The organism is Pseudomonas sp. IT-P253 (genome assembly GCF_949768125.1).
Taxonomy (GTDB): Bacteria; Pseudomonadota; Gammaproteobacteria; order Pseudomonadales; family Pseudomonadaceae; genus Aquipseudomonas.
On the sequence record NZ_CATKPT010000011.1, the window covers coordinates 326,539 to 339,097 of the forward strand.

General features: G+C 58.3%; 12 protein-coding genes. All 12 read right to left on the reverse strand.

Annotation, left to right across the window (positions count from 1 at the left end):
* Position 1 precedes the first annotated feature (1 nt).
* Positions 2–1,156 (reverse strand): acetyl-CoA C-acetyltransferase, encoded by a 1,155-nt coding sequence (locus ACM6IR_RS07330; RefSeq protein ID WP_414907075.1) that lies wholly within the window; start codon positions 1,154–1,156, stop codon positions 2–4.
* Between the two features lie 8 nt (positions 1,157–1,164).
* Positions 1,165–2,229: an acyl-CoA dehydrogenase family protein gene (locus tag ACM6IR_RS07335; RefSeq protein ID WP_414907076.1), complete on the reverse strand. Its 1,065-nt coding sequence runs from the start codon at positions 2,227–2,229 to the stop codon at positions 1,165–1,167.
* Between the two features lie 10 nt (positions 2,230–2,239).
* Entirely contained in the window at positions 2,240–3,403 is a 1,164-nt protein-coding gene (locus ACM6IR_RS07340) for an acyl-CoA dehydrogenase (RefSeq protein ID WP_218473675.1), read from the reverse strand.
* A 15-nt stretch (positions 3,404–3,418) separates the two neighbouring features.
* Entirely contained in the window at positions 3,419–4,189 is a 771-nt protein-coding gene (locus ACM6IR_RS07345) for an enoyl-CoA hydratase family protein (protein ID WP_414907077.1), read from the reverse strand.
* Complete coding sequence (locus ACM6IR_RS07350) at positions 4,186–5,277, reverse strand: NAD(P)H-dependent flavin oxidoreductase (protein ID WP_414907078.1); 1,092 nt, start codon at positions 5,275–5,277, stop codon at positions 4,186–4,188. Before ACM6IR_RS07350 ends, ACM6IR_RS07345 begins: the two co-directional genes overlap by 4 nt.
* Entirely contained in the window at positions 5,274–6,179 is a 906-nt protein-coding gene (locus tag ACM6IR_RS07355) for an enoyl-CoA hydratase (RefSeq protein ID WP_414907079.1), read from the reverse strand. The genes ACM6IR_RS07350 and ACM6IR_RS07355 overlap by 4 nt, the downstream gene beginning before the upstream one ends.
* A gap of 27 nt (positions 6,180–6,206) precedes the next feature.
* Positions 6,207–7,016 (reverse strand): CoA-transferase subunit beta, encoded by an 810-nt coding sequence (locus tag ACM6IR_RS07360; RefSeq protein ID WP_414907080.1) that lies wholly within the window; start codon positions 7,014–7,016, stop codon positions 6,207–6,209.
* Between the two features lie 31 nt (positions 7,017–7,047).
* The gene (locus tag ACM6IR_RS07365) at positions 7,048–7,923 is read right to left on the reverse strand and encodes a CoA transferase subunit A (RefSeq protein WP_414907081.1); all 876 of its coding nucleotides are present in this window, start codon (positions 7,921–7,923) and stop codon (positions 7,048–7,050) included.
* Between the two features lie 8 nt (positions 7,924–7,931).
* Positions 7,932–8,840, reverse strand: coding sequence for a VOC family protein (locus tag ACM6IR_RS07370; RefSeq protein ID WP_414907082.1), 909 nt, complete (start codon positions 8,838–8,840; stop codon positions 7,932–7,934).
* Between the two features lie 258 nt (positions 8,841–9,098).
* Complete coding sequence (locus tag ACM6IR_RS07375; protein WP_414907083.1) at positions 9,099–10,673, reverse strand: FadD3 family acyl-CoA ligase; 1,575 nt, start codon at positions 10,671–10,673, stop codon at positions 9,099–9,101.
* A 37-nt stretch (positions 10,674–10,710) separates the two neighbouring features.
* Positions 10,711–11,742 carry a 2Fe-2S iron-sulfur cluster-binding protein gene (locus ACM6IR_RS07380; protein ID WP_414907084.1) on the reverse strand — a complete coding sequence of 344 codons (1,032 nt, stop codon included), beginning with the start codon at positions 11,740–11,742 and terminating at the stop codon, positions 10,711–10,713.
* Positions 11,743–11,759: 17 nt separating this feature from the next.
* Positions 11,760–12,509 (reverse strand): glucose 1-dehydrogenase, encoded by a 750-nt coding sequence (locus tag ACM6IR_RS07385; RefSeq protein ID WP_414907085.1) that lies wholly within the window; start codon positions 12,507–12,509, stop codon positions 11,760–11,762.
* Between the last annotated feature and the right edge of the window lie 50 nt (positions 12,510–12,559).

Genomic DNA, 12,559 nt, shown 5'->3' on the forward strand with positions numbered 1-12,559 from the left:
CTCACCCAAGTCGTTCGATGATGGTGACGTTGGCTTGGCCGCCACCCTCGCACATTGTCTGCAAGCCATAACGGCCACCGGTGCGTTCCAGTTCATGCAGCAAGGTTGTCATCAAGCGTGCGCCACTGGCGCCCAGCGGATGACCCAGACCTATAGCCCCGCCATTGACGTTGGTTCGTTCATAGGGATAGCCGGTCTCTTTGAGCCAGGCCTGGACCACGGAAGCGAAAGCTTCATTGATCTCTATCAGGTCGATGTCTTCCAAGCGCAGGCCCGCCTTTTTCAAAGCGGCAGCGGTGGCTGGAATTGGCGCAGTGAGGTGCCAGATCGGATCATCGGCACGCACGCTGATATGCTCGATCCGTGCACGGGGCGTCAGGTTGTAACGTTTGAGCGCCGCCTCGGAAACCACCAGCAGAGCGGCGGCCGCATCACAGGTCTGGCTGGACACCGCTGCAGTGATCATCGGGTAAGCCGGATCGACTGGCTCCAGCGTGGCCATTTTTTCCAGACTACTGACACGCGGTGTCTCGTCGATGGAAAAACCATTAAGGCCGACGATCTCGCGCTCGAAGCGCCCTTCCCTGATAGCCCTTAACGCCCGCTCATGGCTCTCCAGAGAGAATCGCTCCATGTCTTCGCGGGTCAGTTTCCATTTCTCGGCGATAATCTGCGCCGCATAAAACTGATTGACTGGCTGATCGCCGTAACGCGCTTTCCAGCCCTTGCTACCCGAGAACGGGTCGGTAAAGCCCAAGGGGTTCGCGGCGGTCATGGCATAGGCAATCGGGACCATGCTCATGTTCTGCACGCCGCCCACGGCAATCACATCCTGAGTGCCGCTCATCACTGCTTGCGCGGCGAAGTGCAGGGCCTGCTGCGAGGAGCCGCAGGCGCGGTCGATCACCGTGCCCGGCACATGGTCAGGCAAACCGGCCGCCAACCAGGACGTGCGGCTGATAACCCCGGCATTGGGGCCAACCGCATCTACACAACCGAAGATCACATCTTCGTAGTCTTCAGCAGGAATATTGTTGCGTTCGACCAAGGCTTTTAAAACGTGTGCACCCAGGTCAGCAGGATGAACCTCGGACAAGGAGCCGCGACGTTTACCGGTCGGCGTACGCAGTGCATCGACGATATAGGCTTGCGCCATGCTGGACCTCATTCATTCAAGTTAAAGGTATTGCCCGGACCGAGCTGGTCGACGTTACCGAGTACGAACTCGGCAACCCGGGCTTTGTGGAAGCCACGATCGCCCCAGGTGCCCACCAGGGCCCAAGCGCGCTTCATGAAAATTTGCAGGTCGACTTCCCAGGTGTACCCCATGGCCCCATGAACCTGAATGCCCATTTTCGCGGCGAGCAAAGCGGCCTCGCCCGCCGCCAACTTGGCGTGGGAGACATGGATTTCACGGTTTGGGAGTTGATGCTCGACCGCATAAGCCGCCCGATAGAACACGGGCTTGGCGAACTCGATCAGCACAGCAACGTTTGCCAAGTGGTGCTTGACCGCCTGAAAACTGCCAATCGGCTTACCGAATTGCTTGCGCTCGGCGGTGTAGTCGATAGAGAGGTCAAGCATGCGTTTGGCCAGGCCCAGTAGCTGCCCACTGGTGGCCAAGGCACCACGCTCGAGGGTGTCGGTCCAGATCAGTTGGCCGCTCTGAGCATCGGCAATACGGCTGCTGTCGCTCGGTGTCCAGCTCACTTGGGACAGGCGCCGTGATAAATCAACGCTCGAGTTGCGCTCCAGTTTCACCTCGTCACGATGCAACGCGTGGACCTCACCTTCATGGGCTAATAGCAGCAAGTCACACAAGTGCGCGTCAGCCACCAACGGGTTGATCGGGTGGCCCACAGCAATCCTTGCACTGCCATCAGCCACACGCGGCAACCACTCCTGCTTGACCAGCGATTCATCCGGCAAGGCACTGAGCATGGCTGCCGCCAGGTAGGCTGTACCCGCCAGTGAGTCGGGGATCGCAAAGTAGCCGAGTTCGGGCATCATCAACGCCCAGTCAACATCGCCACATCCCAGGCCACCAAAGGCCTCACCGACCGACAGCGCAGTCAAGCCCTGCTCGGCAATCTTGCGGCGCAACTGCGGGGACCGACCGGCTTCAGTTTCCCAGAGCTCGCGAAGCATTTCAGGGGCGGCTTCGACCAGAAAGAATCGCCGCATGGTGTCGCGAAACAGAATCTGATCCGCTGTAAATTTAAAGTCCATGGACGTCTCCTCAGCGAGGCATACCGAGCATGCGCTCGGCGATAATGTTGCGCTGGATCTCGTTGGTGCCAGCGTAGATAGGCCCGGCCTGGGCGAACATGAACCCCTCCAGCCAGGTGCCGACGTCTTGGGCCGCAGGCGAGTGCGGCAACAGCTCTGCGCGCGCACCGAGTATTTGCATGGCCGTCTCGTGCATACGCTGATCAAGCTCGGACCAGAAAATCTTGTTGGTGCTGGACTCGGCGCCGATATGCCCGCCGGCGATCAGGCTGCTGGCGGTGCGATAGGTCGCGAGCGCGTAGGCCTCTGCTTGCATCCAGGCACTGACTACCGCCTCACGGACCGATGGATCCTGATCGGCCGAAGCCCGGTTCGCCAGATACAGTTGCACCAGCGCTTTGGCGGTCGCCTGGAACCGCGCGGGTGAGCGCAGCATCAAACCGCGCTCGAAACCGGCCGTGGACATCGCCACCTGCCAACCCGCGCCCTCCTCACTCAACCGGTTTTCTACCGGAACCCGTACATCATCGAAGAACACTTCGGCAAAACCGGGCAGACCGTTGAGCTGACGGATCGGACGAACCGTGATGCCTGGAGAATCCAGCGGCACCAGAAGAAAGCTCAAGCCATGATGACGCTGCGAGTTCGGGTCGCTACGGAACATCCCGAACAACCAGTCAGCCCAGACCGCTCGGGTCGACCAGGTTTTCTGGCCGTTAAGCACATAATGATCGCCATCACGGGTCGCTTTGGCACGAATGGCAGCCATGTCCGAGCCAGCATTTGGTTCCGACCAGCCTTGAGCCCAAATGCTTTCACCGCTGGCCATCATGGGCAGGAAACGCTGCTTCTGTTCGGGTGTACCGAAGTCCATCAACGTTGGGCCGAGCAGGAAAATTCCGTTCTGGTTAACCCGCATTGGCGCACCGGCGCGCCAGTATTCTTCTTCGAAGATCAGCCACTCAATCAGATCGCAAGCGCGACCGCCCAACTCCTTGGGCCAGGTCACCATGCTCCAGTTGCCGGTTGCCAGCGTTCGCTCCCATTCGCGATGCTGTTCGAAGCCCTCCGCCGAGTCGAAACTGTCCAAAGGTCGCTTGGGTACATGCACTGCCAGCCAATTGCGGACTTCCTGGCGGAACGCCTGTTGCTGGTCGGTATATTCGAGTTTCATCAAAGGCTCTCCTGGTCAATCCGCGCTGTGTGGAATAAAGCTTGCCTGGCGCTTCTCGACGAAGGCCTGGCGGGTTTCGGCGGAGTCGGCATTCAGATAGGCCTGAAGCGTGAAACCCTGCTCCCAGCGATACTTGTCCTCCAGGTTTCCGTCTTCCACACCATTCAATGCTTCTTTGGCCAGGCGAATCATTGCCGGACTTTTCGCAGCAATTTTGCGCGCGACGGCCAGCGCGGTTTCCCGTAGCTGCGCGCGCGGTACAACCTGCTCGAGCGCACCAAGGCGATAGGCCTCGGCGGCAGTGATTTTTTCTCCAGTGAAGTACATGTGGCGCACTTTCTGTACCGGGAATAGACGCTGCAAATGCGCCCCGCCCCCCATCGCACCACGATCAACTTCCGGTACACCGAACGTTGCGCACTCGGCACCGATAACGATGTCTGCCGCACCGGCGATGCCGATGCCCCCACCCAAAACGAAGCCGTGCACCGCTGCAATCACGGGCACCGGACACCGGTGCACCGCCCTGAAGGTTTCGTAGTTGCCAGCGTTGACTGCAACAATGCGCTCCGGATAGGTCGCCAGCTCTTTGATGTCGACACCTGCGCAGAAACCTCGACCTTCGGCTCGAATCACAATCACATGGACGTCGCTTCGTGTACCTAGAGCATCAATCGCCAGAGCCAGGGCGAACCAGCCCGCGCTGTCGAGGGCATTGACCGGTGGATGATCGATGACCAACTCGGCGACACCGTCTTCTATCGAGCTATGAAATCCTTGAATCATATCTTTACCTCCGGAGTCGTTGCCATCCAGGTCTGAAGAGCGAGCAGCCGTTGACGGGCCTGGACAACGATTGTTTCGATAACCTGTGCACAGCTCTGTAGTCGATCGATGTTGGCAGCCACCTGGCCACTGGGTAGCACGCCGTCGTCGGGACGTCCGTCACTCAATGCCAGGCGAATCAGTTGTGGGGCGTTGGCGGCGCGGGCGGCCATACTCAGCGAGAGCTCACGGTCAGCCCGCCAGGTACTCAGTGCGACGCGCAATAATTGGAAAAAATTCAGATCTGCCTGCTGTTTGTAATACCAGGCACTGCGCAAGGCCTGCCAGGCCTGACATATCACACCCGCCCGCTCCAGACGCTGCAGTGTCGGGTTGTCAATCATCCGTTGCGGCAAGCCGTCTACCGCCAGGGAAACACGGATACTGGCTGGATCTGTAACACTCAAATAGCGTTCCAGCGTGGTGGCCGGCACGGGTGATTCCTCAGTCAGCAAAAAGCGTGTGCCCATTGCTATTCCCTGAGCACCACATGCCAAGGCCGCTGCCAGGCCCCGACCATCGTGCATTCCACCGGCCGCCAGAACCGGTACATTCACCGCATCGAGCACCATTGGCAGGAGCATGCTGGTAGGCACGACACCGGTATGCCCACCGCCTTCGGAACCCTGAATGACCAAGGCGTCAGCACCAAACTCCACGGCTTTACGCGCATGCCTTACGGCACCCACGGTAGGTATGCAAATCACCCCTGCCTGCTTCAAGCGATCGATACTCTGGCGATCCGCACCTCGTCCATAACTTGCTGCGCGCAAACGGTATTTGACGATCAAGGCCAGCACTTGCCCGGCATTCGCCTGGAACATGTGAAAATTGATTCCGAATGGCTGATCAGTAAGCGCCAGCACCTGACGAATTTCCGCCTCCAAACGGTCCGCCGGCAGTGTCGCGGCCGCCAGAAAGCCAAAACCGCCTGCATTGCCGACTGCCGCCACCAGCCGCGCATCCGCCACCCAGCCCATCGCGGTTTGAATCACCGGATAGCGGCAACCCAGCAGGTCACAGATCGGTGTATGCAGGCTCAGGGTCATTTGTTCTGTGCCTCGCCGGAACGGACTTCACCAGGAGTGCGCTGCGAATCAGCCATGGCTTTGGCGTCGTAACCGCCCAATTTGTCACCGGAGATCAACTCATTGTGAGCATGGGCAAAATGGTGCCAGGCAAACGCAGCATCCATGCCGGCTCGTTTGCCTTGCAGGTCTTCGATGTGATTGATCGCCTGTTTGGTCAAGGCCAGCCCCATGCGTGGCATCTTGCCGATCCGTTGAGCGATGCTGTAAGTCTCTTCCTCGAGGTTCTCCCGACTGGCAATGCGGTTGACCATGCCCATCTGGTAGGCCCGCTCGGCGCTCATGCGCTCACCGAGAAACAGAAACTCCTTGGCAATACGTGGGTTCAACTCAAAGGCGTGGGCAAAGTACTCGACGCCCGGAATTCCCATGCGCACAACTGGGTCGGAGAAGAACGCATCGTCGCTGGCAACAATCATGTCGCAAACCCAGGCCAGCATCAGACCACCGGCTACACAGGCACCCTGGACCATGGCAATGGTCGGTTTGGGCAGATCGCGCCAGCGTCGGCACATGCCCAGATACACCTCTTGCTCACGCACATAAAGAAACTCGCCACCCGGCTTGTTCACATGGTCGTACCACAGCGATGCGCGATCAAAACTCTGATTGATGTCTCGTCCTGGCGTGCCGATGTCATGTCCGGCAGAAAAGTGTTTGCCACTGCCACGCAGAATGATGACCTTGACCTCGTCATCATCCACTGCGCGGCGAAAGGCAGCGTCCAGTGCATAGGTCATTTTCGAGTTCTGCGCATTGTTGAACTCGGGACGGTTCATCGTCACCGTCGCGATGCCATCCTGCACGTTGTACAGGACCACCTCTTGCGCACTGTCGACGCCTGTTTCTTGTTGTTCAGCCATACGGTGCTCCCCGTTCTTGCAGCGGCTTCAGGCGGTGCGTACGCCAGGCGGATTGTTTTTGATCACACTTGCTCGCAAGTTGTGCGGATCGAGGCGGCGGATGATTTCCAGCTGCTCTTCGGTCGGTGCCGGCGTCGTCAGAAGATCGTCGATCTTGAGCAAGCTAAAACCGGTGGCACTCTGGACCTGCTCAAAACTCACACCCGGATGCAGGGAAACCACTCGAACCCCATGATTCGGTCCGCGGAAATCCATGACGCACAGATCGGTGATGATCAATCGCAGATCGACAAAATCATTGCGTGCGCCTTCTGGCCAACGTTCTGGGTTGTATCCGGCACCGGAGACCATATCGACCTCGCCACTGACGAATACCCTCACACCGTGGTTAGGCACGAACAACGAGTTGGCGTGATTGATGCTGTTACCTGGCAGTCCGCGAACACCCAGAACGGCGGTTTTCGGCTTGGCGTAATCACCGATCAATGACAAGTTTGTCTGACCGTAGCGATCAATCTGTGTCGGACCGATCATCGCGTGCCGACGACCGCCCCAAACACATTCGAACACTCGGTCGAATGACATGTAGCCTGAATACTTGGGCTGGTACTCGCCACGCGGGCCAAGGGGGATTGGCTCCTCGACCAGAAAGCATTCGCTGTCGGTCATCAATAGCTCCGGGGAATGAGTAAGCTTTGCCAGGCTAGCCCCCAGGCGCGGCACCACGCCGATACCGGAAGCAAGAATTTCACCATTGCCACGCCAGGCTTCGCTGGCGGCGACAATCAACAGCTCAGCAAGGCTGTAGCCAGCGGCGGCGGTAGACGCTTGAGTCATGACGGTTGTCCTTATCTTTAGGCTGCGAAAGCTAGAAAATCGGCAAAGGCAATTTGCTGACGCGCTCGGCGCCTCCGACCTTGCTCAGGTACTCGGTTTCACTGCAGGCAATGAATTCATCGACGTAGCCTTGCCAGCCATTTTCCTGGGTGGCACTGGCGCAATAACGCTTCAAGTGCTCCAGATCCCAGCCGTAGTCGGGGCCACTGTAGGTGGGGTGCGCGCCATAGGGTGCGTGCACCACGCCAGTGACCAGGTAACGCTCGAAAAAATTCAGGCGAGCCATGTCTGGTCCAAGGCCAAAGCAGTCATGCAGGACTTCCGTGCTGACGTAGCACTCTTTGGCGGCACGGGCGAACAGGTGATCAAAGAGCGGATCGCCCCCCTTGACCAAGGTGTTACCCAAGCGGTCCGATTCATTGACATGAATCAGCGCCACATCGAGATTCAAGGCCGGCATGGCGACATAGACCTCACCGTCGTCATAAGGCGAACGCACCGTGCGCAGATCAGGATTGCGGTCAAGCACATCGGTGCCCAAACCGCAGCGAGTCGGCAGGAAAGACATACGCATGCCTGCGGCACGCAAGCCCCACTCGAACATCCCTTCGTCCAGCTCCATGACCTGCAACTCACCGGCTTCACGGGCTTTACGGAAGTAAGGTTCCAGCGGAATGGCGTCGAGTGTGACGAAGCCGAAAATCAGTTTGCTGACTTTGCCCGCAGCACACAGCATGCCCACCTCTGGCCCACCGTAGCTGACGATCGTCAGATCCTTGAGGTCCGAGCGCAGCAGTTCACGAACGATCGCCATGGGCTTGCGACGCGGTCCCCAACCACCGATACCGATGGTCATGCCATCACGCAGTCGAGCGACGACATCCTTTGCGCTGAGTTCTTTATTCATCGTGGGCCTCATTTATCCAGGTGTGCAGTGGCGAGACCGAGACTCCAGTCATGCCCCCAATAGCTGATCGCAGTGGCCTCAAAGACCGAGTGCTGGTTCCAGTCCACGACCAGCCCGCCGTACCCGTACTCCAACGCGAAACCTCCGGGGGTTTCCATGTAGAAGGAAACCATTTCGTCATTGACGTGTTGACCCAGGCTCGCCAGAAGCTTGAACCCCTGCGCCTTGCAACGATCCATGGCCCGTCCGACTTCGGTCATCGAATCGACTTCGGCCATGACATGAATGCAACCGGACGGTGCCTCAGCTTCAAACAACGCCAAGCTGTGCTGACGACCGTTGTTGCAATGGGTGAAGTGCAGACGCTGGACCGGAGCATCGGGACCTGCCTGATGGTTGTAGATATCGGACAAACCGAAGCCCATCACATCGCGGAAAAAGACCCAGGTGGCGTCGAAGTTCGGAGCAGGCAGGACGGTGTGCCCCAGCCCCATCGCTCCCGTAATAAATTTCGGGACACCGACCGGCGAATCGAAAAATTTGAAGTCAGACTTCAGACCCCAGACCACTTCATGGCGATTTCCAGAGGGGTCAAGGAACCAGACCATGTCTTGAAACATGCGTGAAGTCAGCTCAGCCGCGGTTGCCTTTCGCGGACTGACACCGGCGGCCTCCAGCTCGACAAAGGCCTTGTCGAATGCCTGTTGATCGGCCACTTCCCAACCGGAAGCGAAGTAACAATCACGCGGACCCGGTGTGATGACATAGCGATAGGGACGCTCGTCGAGCTTGAGATAGACGCCACCTACTGCCGCCGGTGTCGACATGCAGCCCATTACCTGCTCGCCATAGCGTTTCCAACGGGCAATGTCGGTCGACTCCGCGACCACGTAGGCCAGTCCTCTGATATCGATCATGAGTGCCTCTCAGAAATTTCGATTACCTGATGAGGATTCTCAGACGGATAGCGGGATCAAACATCGTCCATTGAGACTATCGATTCGATAATCAAAAACCCTTGAAGATCAGCGCTTCGATTGCCCGTCGAACCCTGCTGGAGAGGATTCGATGCGCAAGCTGACAGACAGGATTATTGTGTGGCCGATGAGCCAGGCAAAGCGTAGAAAGGGAACCGATCGGTTCCCTTTCCCTTAATCACTACGCACGCTTCCCGTTCAGGAAACCTGCGCTAGCGCCACCGACCGCAGCTCACGCTTGAGGACTTTACCGCTGGGGTTAGTGGGCAGGCTGTCAACGAAATCGACGTAGCGCGGCACTTTATAGTTCGACATGTTCGTGCGGCACCAGGCAATGAACTCCTCGCCATTCATCGACGCACCTGGACGTAACACTACAAAGGCTCGCCCAACCTCCCCCATACGATCATCCAGGACACCAACTATCGCCACTTGAGCGACGGCAGAGTGAGCAGCGATCAATCGTTCGATCTCCGCCGGGTAACAGTTGAAGCCACCCACTATGTACATGTCCTTGAGTCGATCAGTGATGCGCAGACAGCCCGCCTCATCTAGCAAACCGATATCTCCTGTGTGCAGCCAACCCTCGGTGTCGACCACCTCACGAGTGGCGGCATCATCGGAAAAATACCCCTGCATGACGTTGTAGCCTCGAATCAGCACCTCACCCGCCGTACCTGGCACAACCTCCCGGTCGTGCTCATCAACGATCCTCAGCTCAACGCCCGGCATCGCTCGGCCACAACTATGAGCGACCACTTGTGGCGAATCATCTCGGGAGGTCAACGTGGCAAACCCGCAGGACTCCGTCAGACCGTAGCCGGTTAGCACGACTTTGAAACCCAACTCACTACGCATGCGCTCAATCAGGCTGGGGGGGATGGTGGTCGAACCGGTGATGGTTGCGCGCAAGCTTGAAAGATCAGTCGTCGCCAAAGCAGGGTCGGCCAACAAGCTATGGAATACCGTGGGCGGTCCAGGTAATACGCTGATGCGGTCACGCTCGATGGCTTTCAATACGGCCGACGTATCAAAAACCTGTTGCGGCAGGATTGTCGCGCCACGCAACAAGGCTGCCAACCAGCCCGCCTTGTAACCCATGGCATGAAAAAACGGATTGACGATCAAATAGCGGTCTTCTGCGCACAAGCCCATGGCCTGAGCCCAGCCGTCGATAGCTTTCAGGTTCTGTCCGTGTGCGGTCATGACGCCTTTGGGGTTACCCGTAGTGCCAGAGGTGAACATCACATCGCTGAGCATGTCCGGAGTCACCGCTGCCGCACGCTGGAAAGCCACGGAATCATCAATTTCCTGCGCTTTATCGAGAAACTTTTCCCAGCTCAGTTCGGCGGGACGTGCATCATTGAGGACGACGATCTGCGTCAATGAGGACGGACGATGTTCAGCCAGCAACTCAGGATAGTGACTGCCGAGAAACTGCCCGGCACTGAACAGGACGCGCGCACCACTGGATGCCAACACATAACCGGCTTCACTGCCTTTCATGCGGGTGTTGACCGGCACCAACGCCGCACCTGCGCAATGAATACCCAGTGCCGCGACGATCCACTGGCTGCCGTTGGGTGCCCAGATGGCCACTCGGTCACCGGAGTCGACGCCCAGGGCGATCAGCCCCGCGGCGACTCTCAAGGCGTTGAGATGTAACTGTGCGTACGTGAGCGCAACACCGTTTTCCTCGATAGCGGTACGTTCACCGTGGCACTGCGCCGAGTGCGCCAGCATGCGAGGGATTGTCAGAGTATTCGACGCCATGTTCAATAAACCTCAATGTTAAGACGGCCCGGCACGATCAATCCGGGAAGCGCAAAGTGATGTGATCGCTGTCGGCGACCGCCTGGCATGCCAACGTCCAACCTTCGGCCAGCTCGTTTTTGTCCAGGACATCATTCACGCGTAAATTCACTTTTCCGCTCACCAACGTGCACATGCAGGTCGCACAGGCACCGGCGCGACAGGAATAAGGCGCATCGATACCAGCGCGCAGCATGGCGTCGAGCAGGGATTCCTGATTGGTGCAGGTCAATTGGTGCTGCTCACCATCGAGCGTGACGTCAAGACGCACTTCCTTGACCGGGCCATCGCCTTGAATCGGCACGACCTCAGCCCCTTCTTCAGGCAAGGACACGAAGCGCTCGACATGGATCCGTGCCTGGGGAATCTCCAGACCGTGCAACGCCTCGACCGACGCATCCATGAAAGGCCCCGGACCGCAGATAAAACAATTGGCCTGACGCCACGGCCTGGCCAGTTCCGCAAGTTGGGCGACCGAAGGAATACCCTGAACCGAGTCCAGCCAATGCAGGACTTGCAGACGTGATGGGTGGGCGGCCGCCAGGGTTTTCAACTCATCACGGAAGATGATCGAGGCCTCATCGCGGTTGGCATAAATCAGACAGATTCGTCCCGTTCCCGCCACCAATACCGAGCGTAGGATCGACAGCACCGGGGTGATGCCACTCCCCCCACCAAAGAGCAAGAAGTCGCCCTCGAAGGATTTCGGGGTGAATACGCCAGCAGGTGGCAGCACCTGCAACTCATCGCCGGCGTTCAGGTTATCGCAGACCCAATTGGAGCCCCGCCCGTCGCGAACGCGCTTGACGGTGACCCGCATCGCGCCGTCGACCAAGGGCGAACTGGCCAGAGAGTAACAACGGGGCAAGTGCCGCTCGCCAACGGGTAAACGCAACGTGAGGAACTGCCCCGGCCGATAGCGAAAGGTCTCAGCCAACGACAGCGGAACATCGAACACGAGAGACTTGGCGTCCAGCGTTTCTTCAATGACGGTTCGGATACGAAGGGTGTGATAAACCGGGCCGCTCATGTTTTAAAATCTCCTGCTCAACCGAGCGCCACCAGAAATGCATTATCGACTCGCATTTCGGTGCCATTGATGTATCGCGATTCATCCGAGACCAGGAACACGATCAGATTGGCGACATCCTGCGGCTCACAGAAAGGTGATTTGGGATTGTCAGTAAAACTGAGGTCATCATTCCCACTCCAGATGGCAGCCGTCATTGGCGTGCGGATTCCCCCAGGAATGATCGTATTGCAGCGGATTCGATAGCCATGATTGAGACAATGCGCAGCCACGTTACGCGTCAGCGCAGCCACGGCCCCCTTGGAAGCCGAGTAAGCGCACATGCCAGGGTGACCCGCGACAGCGGCGGTGGAAGCGAGGTTGACGATCGCGCCGCCCTTCTCACGCAGCGCCTGAATGGCGTATTTGCAGCCAAGGAAAGTCCCATCGGCATTGATCGAAAGTGTTCGCCGCCACTCTTGCAGACTGGTCTGCTCGATATCGTCCATCGGCAAAATACCGGCATTATTGACGACCGCGTCCAGGCGTCCGAAATGCGCATAAGTCACGGCCATAGCCTGTTCCCAATCGTACTCATCAGCGATGTTCAAGCGTACGAACAGTGCAGCCTCGCCCAAGCGTTGAGCGGTTTCACGACCATTGTGCTCGTCAACATCGGCGACGACCACGCGGGCTCCCTGCTCCACCAGTGCTTGCGCGGCCGCTTGGCCTACACCACTGGCTGCGCCGGTGATCAACACCACCTTGTCTTGCATGCGAGTCTTCAAAAGCGCGCCCCTTACTTTTTTGTAATTGGTTCTGGGATGTCTGGATTCTC

What these genes read in the sequence shown, in the direction of transcription:
- ACM6IR_RS07350 (WP_414907078.1), bottom strand. Translation starts at nt 5,277, where the DNA reads ATGACCCTGAGCCTGCATACACCGATCTGTGACCTGCTGGGTTGCCGC.
- ACM6IR_RS07360 (WP_414907080.1), bottom strand. Translation starts at nt 7,016, where the DNA reads ATGACTCAAGCGTCTACCGCCGCCGCTGGCTACAGCCTTGCTGAGCTG.
- ACM6IR_RS07370 (WP_414907082.1), bottom strand. Translation starts at nt 8,840, where the DNA reads ATGATCGATATCAGAGGACTGGCCTACGTGGTCGCGGAGTCGACCGAC.
- ACM6IR_RS07375 (WP_414907083.1), bottom strand. Translation starts at nt 10,673, where the DNA reads ATGGCGTCGAATACTCTGACAATCCCTCGCATGCTGGCGCACTCGGCG.
- ACM6IR_RS07355 (WP_414907079.1), bottom strand. Translation starts at nt 6,179, where the DNA reads ATGGCTGAACAACAAGAAACAGGCGTCGACAGTGCGCAAGAGGTGGTC.
- ACM6IR_RS07340 (WP_218473675.1), bottom strand. Translation starts at nt 3,403, where the DNA reads ATGAAACTCGAATATACCGACCAGCAACAGGCGTTCCGCCAGGAAGTC.
- ACM6IR_RS07365 (WP_414907081.1), bottom strand. Translation starts at nt 7,923, where the DNA reads ATGAATAAAGAACTCAGCGCAAAGGATGTCGTCGCTCGACTGCGTGAT.
- ACM6IR_RS07345 (WP_414907077.1), bottom strand. Translation starts at nt 4,189, where the DNA reads ATGATTCAAGGATTTCATAGCTCGATAGAAGACGGTGTCGCCGAGTTG.
- ACM6IR_RS07335 (WP_414907076.1), bottom strand. Translation starts at nt 2,229, where the DNA reads ATGGACTTTAAATTTACAGCGGATCAGATTCTGTTTCGCGACACCATG.
- ACM6IR_RS07330 (WP_414907075.1), bottom strand. Translation starts at nt 1,156, where the DNA reads ATGGCGCAAGCCTATATCGTCGATGCACTGCGTACGCCGACCGGTAAA.
- ACM6IR_RS07380 (WP_414907084.1), bottom strand. Translation starts at nt 11,742, where the DNA reads ATGAGCGGCCCGGTTTATCACACCCTTCGTATCCGAACCGTCATTGAA.